Source organism: Pseudomonas sp. IPO3749, assembly GCF_013386605.1.
Taxonomy (GTDB): Bacteria; Pseudomonadota; Gammaproteobacteria; order Pseudomonadales; family Pseudomonadaceae; genus Aquipseudomonas; species Aquipseudomonas azotoformans_A.
In genome coordinates this window covers 1-18631 of record NZ_JACARN010000068.1, presented here as the reverse complement: position 1 = coordinate 18631, position 18631 = coordinate 1, and the positions used below count along the sequence as shown (strand labels likewise).

Here is an 18631-nt window from a genome sequence, read left to right as displayed (position 1 = left end):
CAGGCTATTCTCCCTAGTCTTTTCTATCGCATTGTTTTTACGGCCCGCGGGAACTTGTCATGAGTGCGCGCTTACTCAAGGAAGAGGCCTGTCAGAACGGCCGCGTGTAAACCTCGCCTTTTTTGGGAATTCCATATTATGTCCGCAGTCACCTCCACCATCCTTGTCGTCGAAGACGATGCCATCGTGCGCATGCTGATCGTCGATGTCCTGGAGGAGTTGGAATTCAGTGTCTTGGAGGCTGCCGATGCTGAAGAAGCGCTGGCAGTGGTGCAAAACGCCGCTCAGGTGATCGACCTGATGATGACCGACGTCGGCCTGCCGGACATGGACGGCAAGCAATTGGCAACCAAAGTGCGCGAGTTGCGCCCCGCACTGCCCATTCTGTTCGCCAGCGGTTATGCCGAAAATATCGACGTGCCTGCCGGCATGCAGGTGATCGCCAAACCGTTCTCGATCGATCAATTACGCGACAAAGTCAAATCGATGCTGCCCACCGCCTGACCCCTCTTTTGTGCATGGCCGCCCAGCCAGGGCGGCTATTTGCGGCCTTTTGCACACGTCTGAAACATCCCGCCCTACGCAACTAATTCGTTTGGATGGCTAGCGCGCCTGGATTTAGCTGCTAGCTTCAACCGACATGCCCTACAGGTATTAATCAGAAGGGATAGTCACCCAGGTATGGGGGAGCGCACATGTTCGGGTCACCGTACGCGTCGGCATTGATGCTGGCTGTTTTCGCACTGCCAGCTTTGGCGGATAACGCCGAGACGGCCAACAAGAGCAATAACCCCCTGAACCTCGCGCCAGGCGCCAACCTGCAGGACTACTACACGCCACGCCTGTACGACAGCAACGCCCACACCAATGACCTGTTGTTGCGCGGCACCCTGCCGATTGCACCGTCAGATTTCATCGGCGTGCCGCAACTGCTGCGCGCCACACTCCCCCTCAGCACCCGCCCCGATCCACATACCGGCTACAGCACAGGCATTGGCGACCTGAACCTGTTCGATATCTTCCTGCTCAAGACCGACGGCGTGCAGTTGGGCATTGGTCCGCAAATCACCGCCCCCACCGCCGAACATGACGAACTGGGCACCGGCAAATGGCAGGCCGGCCTGGCGGCAATCGCCATCGACGCTTCGCCCAGGGGATTATTGGGCGCGCTGGTGCAATACCAAAGCTCATTTGCCGGCGATCGCGACCGCCCGCACGTCGAGAGTGCAACTTTCCAGCCGTTTATCATTCATAACCTGCCGAAAGGCTGGTACCTGCGTTCCACGGGCACTTGGACCTTCGATTTGAAGAACGACACCCACTACATTCCCATCGGGTTTGGCGCGGGCAAGGCCTGGAAAGCCGGGAGCAACATCGTCAATGCCTTTGTCGAGCCACAATGGACGGTAGCGCGCAAAGGTGACGGCTTGCCCCAGTTCACCTTGTTCGCAGGGATTAACGTGACGTTCGGCAAATAAACCGGTTAACTCGGCGGTTTCATCCCACGCCCTCAAAAAAGATCTCTGGAAGGACGCAACAACATGATTGGAAAACCGACGCGCCTGCTGTTGGCGAGCCTCTCGATACTCATGAGTACCGGCGCCTGGGCCGACTTCACGGCCACTCCGAGCGAGGCCCGGGCGATTGCCAAGGAAGCCTATCTGTATGGCTTTCCGGTGGTGGAAATGTACAAGACGCTCTACACCCAGGCCGTTGACAAGGGCGGTGCCAACTTCAAGGCGCCGTTCAACCAGATCGGCAACACCGCGCAAGTGTTCACCCCCAAGGACACGGCGTTCGTCACACCCAACTCCGACACGCCCTACTCTTTCGTCTGGATGGACCTGCGTCGCGAACCCCTGGTGCTGACCCTGCCCAAGATCGAGGACAACCGCTACTACTCGGTGCAGTTGATCGACCTGTACACGCAGAACTTCGCCTACCTGGGCACCCGCAGTACCGGCAACAACGGCGGCCATTACATGATCGCAGGCCCGGACTGGAAGGGTCAGCAGCCCGTGGACGTGGATCGCGTGGTCTACAGTGAAAGCAATATCGCCTATGCCCTGTACCGCACGCAGTTGTTCGACGACAAAGACCTGGGCAAGGTCAAGCAGATCCAGAGCGGCTACAAAGTCCAGGCGCTGAGCAGTTATGTGAAGCAGGCCGCGCCGGCCAAGGCGCCCAAGATCGAATGGCCCAAGCCGATGGCGTCCATGACCGAAGGCCCGCAGCTGTTCCGCTACCTGAACTTCATGCTGACCTTCGCCGCGCCCCAGGACAGCGAAAAAGACCTGCTGGCGCGTTTCGCCAAGATCGGTATAGCCCCCGGTGCGCCGTTCAAGCTCAAGGACTTGACCGCCGAACAACGCAAAGCCCTGGAAGACGGCATCTCCGATGCGCGCGCTGAGTTTGCGGCGTTCAAGAAGGACAAGGTCGACACCCACCAAGTCAGCAGCGGTGACCTGTTCGGCAGCCGGGATCGCCTGAAAAACAACTACCTGTACCGCTACGCCGGTGCCGACATGGGTATTTTCGGCAACTCCACCGATGAAGCCGCGTATCTCAGCTACTTCGTCGACAGCGAAGGCAAGCCGGCCAATGGCGCACGCCACAGCTACACCGTGCACTTTGCCAAGGACCAACTGCCGCCTGCCGACGCGTTCTGGTCGCTGACCATGTACGACGCCAAAACCAAGCTGCTGGTGCCCAATCACAAGAAACGCTACCTGATCAACTCGCGGATGCTGCCTAACCTCAAGCGTGATGCCGATGGCGGCCTGACCTTGGCCCTGCAGCACCACGAGCCACCGAAAGCCGAACAGAGCAACTGGTTGCCGGCCCCACCGGGCCCGTTCTACGCGGTATTGCGCATTTACCTGCCCAAGCCTGAGGTCGGTAATGGTCAATGGAAACTGCCACCCTTGACCCCGCTCAAGTAACACCACGTGCCCGGCCGCGACAGGGTTAGGCCGGGCACGTAACCCCCTGATATCAGGCCGATACAAGGATGGATGACGCCATGATTTCACGTGCACGTATGCATGGGTTTTGCGCCGTGGGCATTCTTGCCAGCTGCGGCGTATCAGCCGCCGGGTTGCCGGAGCTAGGCAGCACGTCGAACGCGACCAAAGCTGATCCCGAAACCTGCCATCGCCTGCAACAGGACTTCGACATTGACCTCAAGCAAGTGGTCAAGGCCGGTTGCGACCCCTCGACCGAACAAATCGCCAAGCTGATGGACAACCCGGTGGGCAACCTGGTGCTGTTGTTCAACCAGTTCGACTACAGCGCCCTCAAAGGCCCGCACAGTAACGGCACGCGTTACTTGGGCAAATACAGCTTCATGCCGACCTTCCCGATTGCCCTGGGCGAGGACTGGAACCTGATCAACCGCCTGCCGGTGAGTTATGTGAGTGCGCCGGTCAACGCCAAGGCGGGCAACCTGATCGGCATGAGTCCCTACGGCGTGCTGACAGACCGCGACTTCCCGTCGGTGGTCAACGATCCATTCGACCGCACCTCGGGCTTTGGCGACCTGGCCTATGTGGGCGTGTTCTCGCCCAAGCAACCGGTGCGCTTTGCCAACGGCGGCAAGATGGTCTGGGGGTTTGGCCCGACGGCGATGTTCCCCACCGCCGAAAAAGACGTACTGGGCACCGGAAAATACGCCCTGGGCCCGGCGTTTGTCGCGGCGTACTTGGGCGAAGACTGGACGCTCGGCCTCTTTCCCCAGCACTGGTGGTCGGTGGGCGGCGACGCCCAGCGCAAGGACGTGAGCCTGACCAACATCCAGTACTTCATCCAGCGCGCGATTCCCGGCCCCGGCCAGTGGCGGGTGGGCATGACGCCCAATATCACCGTGAACTGGAAGGCCGAAAACGGCAACAAGGTCAACTTCCCCATCGGCATCGGCGCCGGGCGCATCGTCAATTTCGGCAAGTTGCCGGTGCGGATTTCCGGTGAAGTGCAGTACTCGGTGATTCACGCCGACGACCTGATCAGCAGTCGCTGGAACTTCCGTCTTTCATTTATCCCGGTGATCCCTACTTTCATGCTGTGAACGAGGTGTGCCATGACCGCACTCAACGATTTGAACGCCTTGCAAGCCAGCATGGCCGAAAGCGTGCTGGGCCAGGACCAGGTGATCCGCCAGATCCTGCTCGGCCTGCTCGCCAACGGCCACCTGTTGCTGGAGAGCCTGCCGGGACTGGCCAAGACCCGCACGGTCAAGGCCTTGGCCCGGCACCTGGACGCCAAGATGAGTCGCATCCAGTTCACCCCGGACCTGCTGCCCTCGGACATCACCGGCGCCGAAGTACTGCATCAGGTCGACGGCCAGAACCAGATCCGTTTCCAGCCCGGCCCGCTGTTCGGCAACCTGATCCTCGCCGATGAAATCAACCGCGCACCGGCCAAGGTCCAGGCGGCGTTGCTGGAAGCCATGGAAGAACGACAAATCACCGTGGCCGGCGCCAGTCACCCGCTGCCGCAGCTGTTTATCGTGGTGGCCACGCAAAACCCCATCGAGCAGGAAGGCACTTACCCATTGCCGGAAGCCCAGATGGACCGCTTTGTGATGAAGCTGTTGCTGGACTACCCCAGCGCCGCCAACGAAAGCCAGGTGTTGCGCCTGTTGCGCGAAGAAGAACAGGCGGCCGTTACCCAAACGGTCCAAGGCTTTACCTTGGCGCAGGAGGTGATTTTTGCCGCACGCCAGGAAGTCAGCGCGATCCAGGTGTCGCCGGCTATCGACCGTTACCTGATCGACATCATCAACGCCACCCGCCACCCCGCCGACTACGACGCCGACCTGGCGCGCTGGATCAGCCTCGGCGCCAGCCCTCGCGGCGGCATTGGCCTGGACCGCTGCGCGCGGGCCGATGCCTGGTTGCAAGGCCAGGCCTTTGTCACGCCGGACAACGTGCAGGCTGTCGCCCATCCGGTGCTGCGCCATCGCCTGCAATTGAGCTATGACGCGGTGGCGGATGGCGTGTCGGCTGATCAGGTGCTTGACCGGCTGCTCAGCAAAGTAGCGATTCCCGCATGAACGCCGACGGGTTTGTCTACGTCAGCCTGGCGCAATTGATAGCCTTGCAGTTCCAGGCCCGCGACCTGAGCTTTGTCGCGCGTCAGCCCCAAGGCAGCATCCTGGCGGGCAACCATGCGTCACGCCTGCGCGGCCGAGGCCTGAATTTCGATGAGTTGCGCCGCTACCAGCCGGGCGATGACCTGCGTCATCTGGATTGGCGCGCCTCGCTGCGCACCGGCAAACCGGTGGTGCGCACCTTTACCGAAGAGCGCGACCGCCCGGCGCTGATCGTAGTGGACCAGCGCATGTCGATGTTTTTCGGCTCGGTGCGCAGCTTCAAATCTGCCATTGCCGCAGAGTTGGGCGCGCTGGCGGCGTGGATGGTGTTCAACGCCGGGGATCGTGTCGGCGGCCTGGTGTTCAACGACCAGCGTGTCGACAGTGTCGCGCCCTTGCGCAGCCGCAAACGCGTGGAAGCCTTGTGCAGCTGCATCGCTCAGCAAAATGCGGCGTTGACGGCGAGGAACCCTGACCATGAAGGCGACGGCCAGTTGGACACAGTCTTGCAGCAGTGCCTGGCGGTGGCGGGCCACGATCACCTGATCTGCCTGGTCAGCGATTTTGCCGGCGCCGGGCCGCGTACCTTGCAACTGATGCAGCAACTGTCAGCGCACAACGACGTGATCGCGTTTCAAGTGTATGACCCTTTGGCACTCAACGTGCCCAGCCGTGGACAGCTGCGGGTCACCCAAGGCCAGTTGCAGGTGGAACTGGCGGTGGACCAGCGCCAGGTGCGCCAACCCCTGGGGGATTTTATCGGCGGACGCTTGAAGGATGTCGCCACCCTGTTGCGCCGCAGCCAGGTGCCACTCTTGATGATCAGCACCGCCCTGCCCGCCGCCGATCAGTTGCGCAGTGAACTGGGGAAACGTCGGTGAGCAGCCACGTGCCAAGCATCGAGCAACTCACGGAGTTGAGCTTGCCTGCGCCGGTCAGTTACTGGCCGCAGACCTGGGGCTGGGGCGTGTTGCTGGGCGTTGTGGTGCTGGCGCTGTTGGTGCTGGCAGGCCGCAAATGGTTGCGCTGGCGACGTGATGCCTACCGGCGCGAAGCGCTGGTGCGTCTGGACACCTTGGAAGACCTGCGCGAGTTGCCCGAATTGCTCAAGCGTGTCGCGCTGTCGATGCCGCTTCCCTTGGAGGAACAGCAACGTATCCCGACCTTGCGTGGCGCCGAGTGGCAAGCCTTCCTGCAACGCCACGCCAGAGGTCCGATTCCCGACGACCTCGCTCAACGGCTGGCCCAGATGGCCTACGGCACTGCGTCGCAGGACCCGCAGCTGTTGGCCCAGTGCAAGGCCTGGGTGGAGCAACACCATGTGGCAGCTTGACTATCCCTGGCTGCTATTGATGCTGCCGCTGCCGTGGTTGGCCTACCGCTACCTGCCGGTGTATCGCGAAGCGCGCAGTGCGGTGCGCGTGCCGTTTTTTGGCGGCATGCGCCAGGCGGTCGGTGAAGCGTCTACCCGCAGCGCCCGGACTCATCGCAGCCAGTTGCTGCTCAATCTGCTGGTGTGGGCGTTGCTGGTGCTGGCGGTCGCCCGGCCGGTCTGGGTGGAAAAACCCATCGAACGCCAACAACCGGTGCGCGACCTGATGCTGGCCATCGATATCTCCCAATCCATGGAAACCGAGGATTTTACCGACGCCAACGGCCACAAGATCGACCGCCTGGCCGCCGTCAAACAGGTGGTGCATGGCTTTATCCAGCAGCGCAAGAACGACCGTATAGGCCTGATCCTGTTCGGCAGCGGCGCCTACCCCCAGGCCCCCTTGACCCTCGACCATGCCAGCCTATCGCTGTTATTGGACGACAGCGGCATAGGCATGGCCGGGCCGAACACCGCTATCGGCGACGCCATTGGCCTTGGCCTCAAGCTGCTGGACCAGGCCCATGAACCGGAAAAAGTGCTGATCCTGCTCACCGATGGCAATGACACCAGCAGTGCAATCACGCCGGACCACGCCGCCGACATGGCCGCTGCCAAGGGTGTGATCATCCACACCATCGGCATCGGCGACCCGCAGGCCAGCGGCGAAGCCAAGGTCAACCTCAACGCCTTGCAAGACATTGCCAGCGCCACGGGTGGGCGTTATTTCCGTGCCGAAGACCGCGACAGTCTGGATCAGGTCTACGCCACGCTCGACAAGATCACACCGCATCAGGTGAAAACCCTCAGCCATCAGCCCAAGCGCGACCTGTTCTGGTGGCCGCTGTGTACCGCGCTGATCGTGTTGGTGGTGTATCACTTGATCGCTGCGTTGTGGCCGCATCGATGGAAACGGGAGCGTGCTGATGGACTTCAGTGACTTCCACTTTCTGCGTCCTGCCTGGCTGTTATTGACGATTTTGGGCGTGCTGCTGCCGTGGGTGTGGCAGCGCAGCCGTGATCTGCAGCGCCGCCTGCGCGGCACGATCGCCCCGCACCTGTTGCCGCATTTACTGCTTACGCCGACCGATCGCCATCGCCTGCGCCCGCTGCATTTAGTGAGTGCGCTGCTGGTCGTCGGTGCCTTCGCCGCGGCGGGCCCGACCTGGCAGCAGGACCGCCCGGATTTCCTGGAGAACCGTGCACCGCTGATCATCGCCATGGACCTGTCAGCGTCCATGGACACCGCCGATGTGCCGCCCACGCGCCTCACCGCCGCGAAACACAAGCTGCATGACCTGGTCGAGCGCCGCAAAGGCGCGCGCACCGCGTTGCTGGTCTACGCCGGCAGCGCCCATCTGGTGTTGCCGCCGACCGATGATCCGGCCTTGCTCGATACCTTCATTCAGGCATTGGGCACCGACTTGATCAGCAAGAGCGGCAAGGATGTAGCCGGCGTGATCGATCAGGCCAAGCGCCTGTTGCAGCAATCGCCCGGCACCTTGCTGCTGGTGACGGATGGCGCCGATGTCGCCCAACTGCCCGCCCTCAAGGACAACGCGCTGCAGATCCTGATCCTGGCCCTCGGCAGCAGTCCCACGCTCAAACCATTGGCCTCGGCCCTGGAGGCGCCGCTGGGCAGCCTGACCCTGAATGACGATGATCTGGACTGGATCGAACTGCACGCCCAGCAGCACTTCCAGAACGTCGACGAGCAGCAACGCCTGTTGCAATGGAAAGACGCTGGCTATTGGCTGTGCTGGCCGTTACTGCTGTTGGCGTTGTTCAGTGTGCGCAAGGGCTGGAGCCTGAACTGGACGGCAGTGGTGTTGCTCGGCCTGCTGCTACCGCCGACGCAAGCCGAGGCCAATCCGTTCATGACGCCCGACCAGCAAGGCCGCTGGGCCTTCGAGCACCATCATTACCCGCAGGCCGCCGCGCTCTTCGTCGACCCTTACTGGAAAGGCATCGCCGCCTACAACGCCGCCGATTACGACCTGGCCCAAACCACCTTCGCCGCCATGAACACCGCGCAAGCAGCGTTCTATCTGGGCAACATCCATGTACGTCGCTTCAAGTTCGATGACGCCATCGCGGCCTATCAACAGGCCTTGCAGTTGCAACCCGTCTTCCCTGAAGCCACGGCCAACCTGGCCCTGGCGATTGCGCTGAAAAAAGACACCGAAAGCGCGGCGAACAACACGCCGCAGGTCAAGCCGGATGAGATCAAGTTCGATAAAGCACCAGGCAAGGGGCAGAGCAAAGCGATCCAGACCCAGCAGGCAAATAATGACGCACTGTGGTTGCAGAACCTGACCACGTCACCGGCCAACTTCCTGCGCCGCAAATTCAGCCTGCAAGACCAGGAGGCGCGGCCATGAAGCGCTACTGGGGCGTGTTGCTGTTGTTGTCAGGGCCGTTATGGGCGGCCGAACCGCAATTACGGGTGAACGCGCAACTGATCCCCGGTGCATCAGTCGTCGTGGGCGAGCAGTTTCAGGTGCAGGTGGATGTGCTGACGGATACCTGGTTCACCGCCGCCGCGACGTTGCCGGACCTGAAATTGGCGGGAGCACGCGTACAGCAACCGGGGGGCGAGGCCGAGCACACCACACAGGTGATCGACGGGCAAACCTTCTACGGGATGCGCTACGCCTACCTGATCACGCCGACCACGGCGCTACGCTTCAGCGTGCCCGCGCTGACGGTAAGTGCCCAGCCGGGCCAGGCCAGCGCGCCGTTGAGTGCGCAGAGTGCGCCGCTGACCTTTGAGGCCACTCAGCCACCTGGGTTTGCGCCCGGTGAACCCGTGCTGGTCGCCAGCGGTTTACGCCTGAGCCAGACCCTTGCGGCCGGCGATCTCAAGGTTGGCGACAGCCTGACGCGGACAGTGACCCTGCAAGCCGATAACACGCCAGGGCTGTCACTGCCGTCGCCTGTTGCAGCTGACGTCCGCGGGCTTCGCCGATACCCGCAGGCGCCTGCCATCAGCAACCTGGATGACGGACGCGGCACCCTCACCGGTGGCCAACGCATCGATCATCTGGTGTATCGCGTGGAAAAGGGCGGCCATTACACCCTGCCCGCCCTCCAGCTTAAATGGTGGGACAGCCGCAACCATCGCCTGCAAATCGCGCAGTTACCCGCACTGACATTTGTGGCCCAGGCCACCAGCGCCTACACGCCGACCTTTTCCGTCACCGACGACCTCAAGGCGCTCGGGCAGCACGCACGCTGGCAGCTGTCGCGGCATTTGCTGGGATGGATGGCGGCCATCGTCGTGCTGGTGCTGGCGGCTTATCTGATCCGCGCCCTATGGCCCCGCCTGCGGTCATTGTGGCGAAAGGCATGGCCAGCATTGCGCTGGGCCTGTCGTCAACTACGCTTGGTTCCACTGAACCCTCGTCACGAAAAGGACTTCCCATGACGTCGCTGCGTTCTGCCCTGCCCCTTCTCCTCCTCCTGAGCCTGCCTGCCCTGGCGGCCGATCCGCTGCCGTCATGGAACGAAGGCCCGAACAAAAAACAGATCATCGAGTTCGTCCAGGCGGTGACCGCCGAAGGCTCCAAGGACTACGTGAAGCCCGCCGAACGCATCGCCGTGTTCGACAATGACGGCACGCTGTGGACCGAACAACCGGCGTACTTTGAAGTGCTGTTCGCCTTTGACGAGGTCAAGCGCCTGGCCCCGCAGCATCCGGAATGGAAAACCACGCAGCCCTTCCAGGCCGTGCTCGAAGGCGACCACAAGGCCCTTGCCGCTGCTGGCATGGACGGCTTGTTGAAAATCATCGGCGCCACCCACACTGGGGTCAGCACCGAAGCCTTTATCGACAACGCCAGGAACTGGCTCAAGCAGGCCCGTCACCCCAAGACCGGCAAGCCGTTCGACCAAATGATCTACCAGCCCATGCTGGAAATGCTCGACTACCTGCGCAGCCAGCAATTCAAGACCTACATCGTCTCCGGGGGCGACACCGCCTTCATGCGCGCCTTTGCCGAAGAGGTGTACGGCGTGCCGCCCGAGCAGGTGATCGGCTCCAACTTCGTCACCCAATACCAGCTCAAGGACGGCAAGCCGCAGGTGCTGCGCACCGCCAAGCTGGCACACAACGATGACGGCCCAGGCAAACCCGAAAGCATCGACGCCATCATCGGGCGTCGACCGATCCTGGCCTTCGGCAACTCCGACGGCGACCTGCAAATGCTGCAATGGACCGCCGCCGGCCCTGGCAAACGCTTGATGGGCCTGGTGCACCACACCGATGCCCAGCGCGAATGGGCCTACGACCGCAATTCTCAGGTGGGGCGCCTGGACAAGGCACTGGACCTGGCCAAGCAACAGCAGTGGACCGTGGTGGATATGGCACGCGACTGGGGCCGTATCTATCCGTTCGATCCAGCTGTGCAAGTGAAGGTGCAATAAGAAAAGACGTCGCGATGGACTGTTAAAAACGTTGGTCGCAGGCAATGCGACTCAAGCCCTAAAAGGAGCAAGTCTTATGACTCGCATACGTAAGTGGCTGCCGAAACTCGCCCTGGTGGCGGTTTCGGTGATCGGCGCCTCGGCATCTGCCTGGGCGGCCGAAAAGCCGAATATCCTGGTGATCTTCGGCGATGACATCGGGCAAACCAATATCAGCGCCTATTCCATGGGCGTGGTTGGCTACAAGACCCCGAATATCGACCGTATCGCCAAAGAAGGCATGATGTTCACCGACTACTACGCGGAGAACAGCTGCACCGCCGGGCGTTCGTCCTTCATCACCGGCCAGACGCCGTTGCGCACGGGTCTGTCGAAGGTGGGTATTCCGGGCGCCCCAGTAGGTCTGCAAAAACGTGATATCACCATCGCCCAGGCGCTCAAGTCCCTGGGTTACTCCACCGGACAATTCGGCAAGAACCACTTGGGTGATCGGGATGAATACCTACCTACCAACCACGGTTTTGACGAGTTCTTCGGTAACCTCTACCACCTCAACGCCGAAGAAGAACCCGAACGTCCCTACTGGCCCAAGGACGACGTGGAATTCGTCAAGGCCAACACCCCCCGTGGCGTGATTCACAGCTTTGCCGACGGCAAGATCGAAGATACCGGCGCCTTGACCACCAAGCGCATGGAAACCATCGACGATGAAACCACCGCCGCGGCCCAGGCCTTCATCAAGAAACAAGCCGAAGCCAACAAGCCGTTCTTCGTGTGGATGAACACCACGCGCATGCACGTGTTCACCCATGTGCGTGACTCGATCAAGGGCCAGAGCGGCATGCCCGGCAACGAATACGCCGACGGCATGCTGGAGCACGACGGTGATGTGGGCAAACTCCTGCAAACCCTCGACGACCTGAAGATCGCCGACAACACCATCGTGGTGTACACCACCGACAACGGGCCCAACCAGTTCTCCTGGCCGGACGCGGCGACCACGCCGTTCCGCAACGAAAAGGACTCCAACTGGGAAGGTGCGTATCGGGTACCGGCGATCATCCGTTGGCCGGGCAAGATCAAGCAGGGTGAAGTTTCCAACGAGATGGTCTCGGGCATGGACTGGTTCCCGACCCTGTTGGCCGCAGCGGGTGACGCCGACGTGAAGGACAAGTTGCTCAAAGGCTGGGCACCCACCACGGGCGGCACCAACTTCAAGGTGCACCTGGACGGCTACAACCAACTGCCCTATCTGACCGGCCAGCAGCCTAAAGGCGCACGTAGCGAGTTCTACTACTTCAATGACGACGGCATGCTGGTCTCGATGCGGTTCGACAACTGGAAAGTGGTATTCGCCGAGCAACGCCAGCCCGGTGGTTTCCGGGTGTGGAGCGAGCCATTCGTGCAACTGCGGGTACCGAAAATCTTTAACTTGAGGATGGACCCGTATGAGCGAGCGGACGTGGTTTCCGACCAGTATTATGACTGGACCACGAAGAACGTCTACCTGGGAGCAGTAGCAGTGACCAAGGCAGCGAAGTTCCTGCAGACCTTCATCGACTACCCGCCGAGCCAGAAACCGCCGAGCTTCAGCATCGACCAGATTCGTGAAGCGGTAGACAAAAAAATTGAAGAGAAGATGAAAGCAGCCCCCGCGTCATAACTACAACAACACAGGACCAGTGTGGGAGTGGGCTTGCCCGCTCCCACATTTGGACCGAGTACATCCCCTGGATTCAGTGTTCAAGGTCATCCTCATGTCTTCACGTTTCGCCAACACAGTCGTCGTGCGCACGGCTGTCCTGCCCATCCTGATCCCCGCCCTCCTCCTGTTCCTCTCCGGCGGTGCGGCCTTGGTGTATCAGGTGCTGTGGATCAAGCAGCTGTCCCTGGTGGTAGGCGTCGAGGTGTATGCAATTACTGCGGGCATCAGCGCGTTTTTTGCCGGGCTGGCATTCGGCGGCTGGCTGTTCGGACGTTTGGCGGACCGCTTCGCGCGGCCGCTGTTGTTGTATGCAGGTCTGGAATTATTGGTTGCCCTGCTCGGGGTGGGCGCGACGCTCGCCCTGGGCGTGGCGGCCGAACCGTTTGCCTGGTTGGAACAACGCATTGGCCTGCTGGCCTGGGCGTTGCCGTTTGCCCTGGTCGGGCTGCCGGCGGTGTTGATGGGCGGCACGTTGCCGGTACTGGTGCGCTCGTTGGGTATCGACGCCAAGGGTTTGAGCCAGGCGGGTGGGCGCCTCTACGCGGCCAACACCGCCGGGGCGATTGTCGGGACGTTGCTCACGGCGTTTGTATTGATTGCCCAGTTTGGCGTGCGCGGCAGCGCGATGATGGCGGCTATGCTGAATCTGCTTGCTGCGGTGGGGGCAGTGTTGGCGGTGCGTCATCAAGCGCCTGTTGAGATCGCACAGCCGCGCCCCATGCACCCGGCACGACTGGCATTGGTGCTGTACGCCATCGCCGGTGGCGTTGCCCTCGGTTATGAAGTGGTGTGGTCGCAGTCCATCGTGCAATTCATGAGTACCCGCACGTATGCGTTCGCCGTGGTACTTGCCACCTACCTGACCGGCTTGTTCATCGGCAGCCAGTTGATGTCAGGTCGTGTAGAACGTCTTCGCGATCCCTGGGGTGTATTCGGCCTGCTGATCGCGGGCGCAGGCTTGGTGGCGCTGCTGGAAATCGCCCTGTTGGGGCGCTGGTTGGTGCTGTTGCAAACCCAGGCTGAAGCGCTGGTGCTGGGCCTGGGCGCAAGCGAGCTGCCGGGGATGAGCGCACGTTTTGCAGTGGCGGCGTTGTGCATCGTATTTGTGCCGACCTTGCTTCTGGGCGCGGCGTTTCCCGTGGCGTTGCGCTTGAGTGTGGGCAATCGGCATGTCGGCCGTGACGTCGGCGCGGTGGTGGCCTTCAACACCTTGGGCGGGATTATCGGGGTGATGCTGTGCGGGTTCGTGTTGATCCCGTGGTTGGGGTTGGTACGGACCTTGGGAGTGTTGGCTGTGGTGGCTGGCGTCGTGGGGTACCTGGCGGTACGCCGTGGCCAGGGTGTTAAAAAAGGACGGCGGCAGGCGGTGATTGCACTGGGGCTGGTGTCGCTGGCGATAGCACTGTTGACCCCAGAGGATCGCCTGGCCAAATTGCTACCCGGTGCGCGCAACGCCAGCCTGGCGTTTTACCAGGAAGGCCGTGGCGCGACGGTGGCAGTCGTTACCCAGGGCCAAGGAGCGCGGGCGTTTCAGCGTCTGTATATCCAGGGCATCTCCAACACCGGCGACGCCATGCCATCGTTGCGTTATATGCGGATCCAGGCGCTGTTGCCGCTGCTGATTCACAACGCCGAGCCCAAGTCTGCGCTGGTGATCGGCTTCGGCACCGGCATCACGGCGGGTGCGCTATTGCGCTATCCAGGCCTGGAACATCGGGTGGTCGCTGAACTCCTGCCAGCGGTGGTGCAAGCCGCCCCCTTGTTCAAAGGCAACTTCAATGCCGCCAGCGATCCAGGCATCGACTTGCGCTTGCGCGACGGTCGCCAGGAACTGCTGCGCAACCCGCAAGCCTATGACCTGATCACCCTGGAACCCCCGCCGCCCTCCGCTGCCGGTGTGGTAAATCTGTATTCCCAGGACTTCTACGAATTAGCGGCCACGCGCCTCGAGAAAAACGGCTTGCTCGCCCAATGGCTGCCGCTGCCGACGCAAAACATCGACGACTCCCGCGCCTTGGTGCGCAGCTTCCTCAACGTGTTCCCGTACGCGTCGCTGTGGACCAGCGAGTTCCATGAGATGCTGCTGGTGGGCTCCCTGGAGCCGATCACCCTGGATGCACAACGCATACACCAACGATTTGAGGAACCGGGCGTGCGCAGCGCCCTGGCGGACGTTGGTATCGATTCGGCGGCGACTCTGCTGGCAACCTGGGTCACTGATCGCAAGGGCCTTGAACGATTTGCCGGGGATACGTTGCCGGTCACCGACGATCAACCGCGCATCGAGTACGCGCCGTGGGTGCGCAGCAAGGAAATCACCCGCGTATTGCCGGCCTTGCTCGATCTGCGCGTGCCCGTGCCGCTGATCCATGCGGATGAGACCTTCGCCCGAACGTTGACGACCGAACAACAGCGCCTGATGCAGTTCTACCGCGCCAGCCTGCACGCCTATAACGGTGATCGGGATGCCTGGAGCCGGGAGATGCGAGAGGTCATACGCGCAGACGGCGCCAATCCTTATTTCCGTTGGTTTGGCGGTCAGTGAAGCGGTGGTGAGGGCACATAGGCCCTCTCCCTTTCCGGACGGCCTAGTGTTTGAGCTTGACGTAGGACTGATGCAAGTCCGACGCCCAGCCATCGATCACACCTTTCACGTCATCGGCCTTCATCACCTGGGCCTCGTTCGATAGCGGCTTCCCGGTGCCTTTGCGCACCACTTGGGCAAGCACCTTGCCACTGGCGCCGTCGAGGAACTGCGCCTCTGTGCCCAAGGTGGTTTCCTGGTCACGATGGCCGGACGCGGTGCTGACCGTCGCGACGACCAGGGCGACAGGGATGTATTCATACGGAGCAAGGCCCTCGGTCTTGCTGCTCACGGCCGTGATCGCCGCCCGCACCACGATCACACCCGGCCCAGGTGCATTGGCCAGGGGCAGGGATTTTTCCAACTCACGCTTGAGCGCCTGGTTGTAATAGGTGTTGATGCCGTTCAGGGTGCTTTCCGGGATTTTCGCCGTGGCCTGGGGCTTGGGGTAGAACTGCGTCGGTTCGACGAACACCGCGTGGTAGCGGCTGAGGTCCAGCTTGGGATCAACCCAACGCATCACCTCGGCTCCCGAAGGCGACTGGGCTTCCTTGAGTTGGCTGTAGTCCGAGAGAAAGCCGGAGTACTCGTCCGGTGAAGTGACCTTGCTGGCACAACCTGCCATGGCGACCGACGCCACGCACAGCGTGCTGATCATTAGCCTTAGTTTCATTATTGAACTCCCTGGCGATCATCATCGAAACAGTGAGCTGTAGGTATAGCCAATCCTGGGGAATTAACCTCATTTGCGCGGCCTGTTTGACAGACCAGCCCCCAGCGTCAAAGCTGCACAGAGCTTAAGCGCGCCAATAGAGCGTCCACGCATCAAGACAACGGAAGTCGGAATGCCCAGGCCCAAAAAACAACACGCTGCGCCCCACCGTGAATCACCCCGTCGTTATCTGTACCCCGTTTTGATTGTGTTGCTGTTGTTGGCCATGACCGGGATCTGGTTCTTCCTGCAGGCCAGTACGCCTCGGTTGCCGCCGCCGGTAGTGATCGCCAAGCCGGTGGTCATGCCCCCGGCCACCCTGGTCGATGAGCAACAGTGTCAAGGCTGCCACCAAGCCCAGGCCAAGGATTGGCAGGGCTCGCACCATCAACTGGCGATGCAATTGGCCACGCCGCAGACCGTGCCGGCGGACTTCAACGATGCGAGCTTTACCGGCGAAGGTGAGACCACGCGGTTCTTCCGCCGAGGCGATGAGTTCTGGGTCAACACACCAGGCAGCGACGGCAAGGTGGCCGATTTCAAGGTGGCCTACACCTTTGGCATCGCACCGTTACAGCAATACCTGATCGACGTCGGCGGCGGTCGCCTGCAAGCCCTTGGCGTGGCTTGGGATACCCAACAGAACCGCTGGTTTCACCTGTATCCCGGCCAGGGCGTGAACTTCAAGAACCCGCTGCACTGGAGCAAACCCAGCCAGAACGCCAACTTCATGTGCGTGGAATGCCACACCACGGGCTACAAGCGCAATTTCGATGCGCAGAACAACACCTTCGACAGCCAATGGAACAGCCTCGGTGTCGGCTGCCAGGCGTGCCACGGCCCGGCGTCCAACCACCTGCAATGGGCGGCGAAAAAGGGCGACCTGCTGCACGCAGGCTTTGCCGTGGACCTCAAAGACAAGGACGCCACCGTCGAACTGGAAACCTGCGCCCGCTGCCATGCACGCCGTGCGCCCCTGGGCGATGGCTTTACCGTGGGTAAACGCCTGATGGACGACTACCTGCCCAGCGTGCTGACCCGTGAGCTGTATGCCCTGGACGGCAAGATCAAGGATGAGGTGTTCGAACACGGCTCCTTCGCCCAAAGTAAAATGGCCGAGAAAGGCGTGCGTTGCAGCAACTGCCATAACCCCCACAGCAATGAACTCAAGGCGCCAGGCAATGCGGTGTGCCTGCAATGCCATAACACCGCCGGCAAAACTTCGATCACCACAGTGGATGGGCGCGGGCTACAGGCCAAAAACTACGACTCCCCTGAACACACCGGTAAACCGGGCTCGTTCTGCGTTGACTGCCATATGCCAGGCAAGGTCTATATGGGCAACGACTTGCGTCATGACCACAGCTTCAGCATCCCTGCCGGGGCACGGGACGTGCTGAAAGCACCGACTTACGCCGAGAGCATGGTGTTGATTCGCGGCGGCCAAGCCGGTGCGTCCCAGGCGTTGTATGACCAACTGGCTCGCAGCAACCTACCGGCCATCCAACGCGCGACGCTGTTGGTCGAACTGCCCAACTATCCCAGTGAACAGGCGTTGATACTGGCGACCAAGGACCTCCTCCACCCTGCCCCGCAAGTGCGGGAAAGTGCCGTGCGTGCCGTCAGCGCCCTGCTGCCGCCAGCGGAACGCGTCACCCTTTACGCGCCCTTGCTCAGGGATCCCGTGCGCGCCGTGCGGATCATTGTCGCGCGGGACCTGTTGAGCGTGCCCGGCCAGGGCCCCGCCTGGGACAGCGCCATTGCTGAATATGAACAGGTGCAATCAAGTCTGCTCGAACGTGCCGAAGCCAACCTCAACCTGGCGATGCTCTACCAGGCCAGCGGCCGTGGCGACAAAGTGGAAGCGCAATTGCGCACCGCGCTGCTGCGCGACCCGGATTTCTTCCCGGCGCTGGTCACCCTGGCGCAGTGGTTGGAAGCCAACGGCCGTACGCCAGAAGCACGCGGCCTGATTGCTGATGAGTTGGCCCGGCACCCAGACACCGCACTGTTACAGCACACCCAAGGCTTGATGCTGATTCGCTCGGGCGAGACGGCAAAAGCCATGCCCCACCTGCGCAACGCCGCCCGCCTGGAGCCTGCCAACGGCCAGTTCACCTTTGTGCTGGCGGTGGCGTTGCATGACAGCGCCCGTGTCGACGAAGCCTGCCAGCAATTGGAAAACCTGCTCAAGCGCCAGCCGTATCACCGCAATGCGCGGCTGTCGTTGATCCAGTACTACCTGGAAAACGGTCAGGAGCCCAAGGCGCAGGTTGTAATGCAGGGCTGGAAAGCGCTCAACCCAGGCGATCCTGCGTTGAAATAAACCTCTTGAGGCGAGCTTTATGGACATTACCATTCACAGGAAGGACGGCTTTTTCGCCAATGCCCTTGGAAGAAATGGCCTGCTTGCGATCCTCGCTGACGGTGTGGTCGTTGGTCGTTTGGCGACCGGCGAAACGCTGAATTTAAGCCTTCCTGATGTGGCAGGGAACCTCCAGGTTGCCCTCCTGGGCGACCCACGGCCGCCTTACACGGGCAATGCCCCGCATGAACTCTTTTCGATCAGTAAAGGATTCGCTATTTTTCCCAGCCAAACCGTTCAAGCGCTCTCAGTGAGGACTCGGGGTTGGGTGGTTTTTGATGTGCTGGACTTAGGGTATGTACCGCCCCTCAGCCGCTGGGTGTTTGTACTTGAAGCGCAGAGGGGGCTGAAGTGACAGGCCCTTGTGGTGAGCGGGCTT

At 61.5% G+C, this 18631-nt stretch carries 16 protein-coding genes; 15 read left to right on the top strand and 1 reads right to left on the bottom strand.

The genetic code is table 11. The annotated features are described in order from the left end of the window. Nucleotides 1-138 precede the first annotated feature (138 nt). The 13 genes from HX812_RS24235 to HX812_RS24175 all read left to right on the top strand — a co-directional run bounded on the left by HX812_RS24235 (nt 139) and on the right by HX812_RS24175 (nt 15136). Complete coding sequence (locus tag HX812_RS24235; RefSeq protein WP_033902900.1) at nt 139-504, top strand: response regulator; 366 nt, start codon at nt 139-141, stop codon at nt 502-504. Between the two features lie 191 nt (nt 505-695). Further along, nucleotides 696-1478: a hypothetical protein gene (locus HX812_RS24230; RefSeq protein WP_033902901.1), complete on the top strand. Its 783-nt coding sequence runs from the start codon at nt 696-698 to the stop codon at nt 1476-1478. A 63-nt stretch (nt 1479-1541) separates the two neighbouring features. Continuing rightward, a complete protein-coding gene (locus tag HX812_RS24225) occupies nt 1542-2942 on the top strand; it encodes a DUF1254 domain-containing protein (RefSeq protein ID WP_038851509.1) in 1401 nt (466 codons plus the stop codon). 98 nt (nt 2943-3040) lie between these two features. After that, nucleotides 3041-4063, top strand: a complete 1023-nt coding sequence (locus tag HX812_RS24220; protein WP_371318383.1) for a hypothetical protein — start codon at nt 3041-3043, stop codon at nt 4061-4063. 12 nt (nt 4064-4075) lie between these two features. Continuing rightward, nucleotides 4076-5050 (top strand): MoxR family ATPase, encoded by a 975-nt coding sequence (locus HX812_RS24215; protein WP_038851510.1) that lies wholly within the window; start codon nt 4076-4078, stop codon nt 5048-5050. Continuing rightward, a complete protein-coding gene (locus HX812_RS24210; protein WP_038851511.1) occupies nt 5047-5970 on the top strand; it encodes a DUF58 domain-containing protein in 924 nt (307 codons plus the stop codon). Before HX812_RS24215 ends, HX812_RS24210 begins: the two co-directional genes overlap by 4 nt. After that, nucleotides 5967-6422, top strand: coding sequence for a DUF4381 domain-containing protein (locus tag HX812_RS24205; RefSeq protein WP_033902906.1), 456 nt, complete (start codon nt 5967-5969; stop codon nt 6420-6422). Before HX812_RS24210 ends, HX812_RS24205 begins: the two co-directional genes overlap by 4 nt. Then, nucleotides 6409-7401: a VWA domain-containing protein gene (locus HX812_RS24200; protein ID WP_038851535.1), complete on the top strand. Its 993-nt coding sequence runs from the start codon at nt 6409-6411 to the stop codon at nt 7399-7401. The genes HX812_RS24205 and HX812_RS24200 overlap by 14 nt, the downstream gene beginning before the upstream one ends. Beyond that, the gene (locus HX812_RS24195; protein ID WP_177128154.1) at nt 7388-8842 is read left to right on the top strand and encodes a VWA domain-containing protein; all 1455 of its coding nucleotides are present in this window, start codon (nt 7388-7390) and stop codon (nt 8840-8842) included. Before HX812_RS24200 ends, HX812_RS24195 begins: the two co-directional genes overlap by 14 nt. Continuing rightward, entirely contained in the window at nt 8839-9888 is a 1050-nt protein-coding gene (locus tag HX812_RS24190) for a BatD family protein (protein ID WP_038851514.1), read from the top strand. Before HX812_RS24195 ends, HX812_RS24190 begins: the two co-directional genes overlap by 4 nt. Then, nucleotides 9885-10886 (top strand): HAD family phosphatase, encoded by a 1002-nt coding sequence (locus HX812_RS24185; protein ID WP_038851515.1) that lies wholly within the window; start codon nt 9885-9887, stop codon nt 10884-10886. The genes HX812_RS24190 and HX812_RS24185 overlap by 4 nt, the downstream gene beginning before the upstream one ends. A 76-nt stretch (nt 10887-10962) precedes the next feature. Beyond that, nucleotides 10963-12549 carry an arylsulfatase gene (locus HX812_RS24180; protein WP_038851517.1) on the top strand — a complete coding sequence of 529 codons (1587 nt, stop codon included), beginning with the start codon at nt 10963-10965 and terminating at the stop codon, nt 12547-12549. A gap of 94 nt (nt 12550-12643) precedes the next feature. Next, complete coding sequence (locus tag HX812_RS24175; protein WP_038851537.1) at nt 12644-15136, top strand: fused MFS/spermidine synthase; 2493 nt, start codon at nt 12644-12646, stop codon at nt 15134-15136. A gap of 43 nt (nt 15137-15179) precedes the next feature. Here HX812_RS24175 and HX812_RS24170 read toward each other — a convergent pair whose 3' ends face one another. Continuing rightward, entirely contained in the window at nt 15180-15848 is a 669-nt protein-coding gene (locus tag HX812_RS24170) for a DUF3313 domain-containing protein (protein WP_038851518.1), read from the bottom strand. Between the two features lie 172 nt (nt 15849-16020). Here HX812_RS24170 and HX812_RS24165 point away from each other — a divergent pair, with 172 nt between their 5' ends. After that, entirely contained in the window at nt 16021-18213 is a 2193-nt protein-coding gene (locus HX812_RS24165) for a multiheme c-type cytochrome (protein ID WP_038851519.1), read from the top strand. A 19-nt stretch (nt 18214-18232) separates the two neighbouring features. Next, nucleotides 18233-18607 (top strand): hypothetical protein, encoded by a 375-nt coding sequence (locus tag HX812_RS24160; RefSeq protein WP_038851520.1) that lies wholly within the window; start codon nt 18233-18235, stop codon nt 18605-18607. Nucleotides 18608-18631: the final 24 nt, after the last annotated feature.

What these genes read in the sequence shown, in the direction of transcription:
- HX812_RS24160 (WP_038851520.1), top strand. Translation starts at nt 18,233, where the DNA reads ATGGACATTACCATTCACAGGAAGGACGGCTTTTTCGCCAATGCCCTT.
- HX812_RS24215 (WP_038851510.1), top strand. Translation starts at nt 4,076, where the DNA reads ATGACCGCACTCAACGATTTGAACGCCTTGCAAGCCAGCATGGCCGAA.
- HX812_RS24230 (WP_033902901.1), top strand. Translation starts at nt 696, where the DNA reads ATGTTCGGGTCACCGTACGCGTCGGCATTGATGCTGGCTGTTTTCGCA.
- HX812_RS24220 (WP_371318383.1), top strand. Translation starts at nt 3,041, where the DNA reads ATGCATGGGTTTTGCGCCGTGGGCATTCTTGCCAGCTGCGGCGTATCA.
- HX812_RS24190 (WP_038851514.1), top strand. Translation starts at nt 8,839, where the DNA reads ATGAAGCGCTACTGGGGCGTGTTGCTGTTGTTGTCAGGGCCGTTATGG.
- HX812_RS24210 (WP_038851511.1), top strand. Translation starts at nt 5,047, where the DNA reads ATGAACGCCGACGGGTTTGTCTACGTCAGCCTGGCGCAATTGATAGCC.
- HX812_RS24200 (WP_038851535.1), top strand. Translation starts at nt 6,409, where the DNA reads ATGTGGCAGCTTGACTATCCCTGGCTGCTATTGATGCTGCCGCTGCCG.
- HX812_RS24165 (WP_038851519.1), top strand. Translation starts at nt 16,021, where the DNA reads ATGCCCAGGCCCAAAAAACAACACGCTGCGCCCCACCGTGAATCACCC.
- HX812_RS24225 (WP_038851509.1), top strand. Translation starts at nt 1,542, where the DNA reads ATGATTGGAAAACCGACGCGCCTGCTGTTGGCGAGCCTCTCGATACTC.
- HX812_RS24170 (WP_038851518.1), bottom strand. Translation starts at nt 15,848, where the DNA reads ATGAAACTAAGGCTAATGATCAGCACGCTGTGCGTGGCGTCGGTCGCC.
- HX812_RS24195 (WP_177128154.1), top strand. Translation starts at nt 7,388, where the DNA reads ATGGACTTCAGTGACTTCCACTTTCTGCGTCCTGCCTGGCTGTTATTG.
- HX812_RS24175 (WP_038851537.1), top strand. Translation starts at nt 12,644, where the DNA reads ATGTCTTCACGTTTCGCCAACACAGTCGTCGTGCGCACGGCTGTCCTG.
- HX812_RS24235 (WP_033902900.1), top strand. Translation starts at nt 139, where the DNA reads ATGTCCGCAGTCACCTCCACCATCCTTGTCGTCGAAGACGATGCCATC.
- HX812_RS24185 (WP_038851515.1), top strand. Translation starts at nt 9,885, where the DNA reads ATGACGTCGCTGCGTTCTGCCCTGCCCCTTCTCCTCCTCCTGAGCCTG.
- HX812_RS24180 (WP_038851517.1), top strand. Translation starts at nt 10,963, where the DNA reads ATGACTCGCATACGTAAGTGGCTGCCGAAACTCGCCCTGGTGGCGGTT.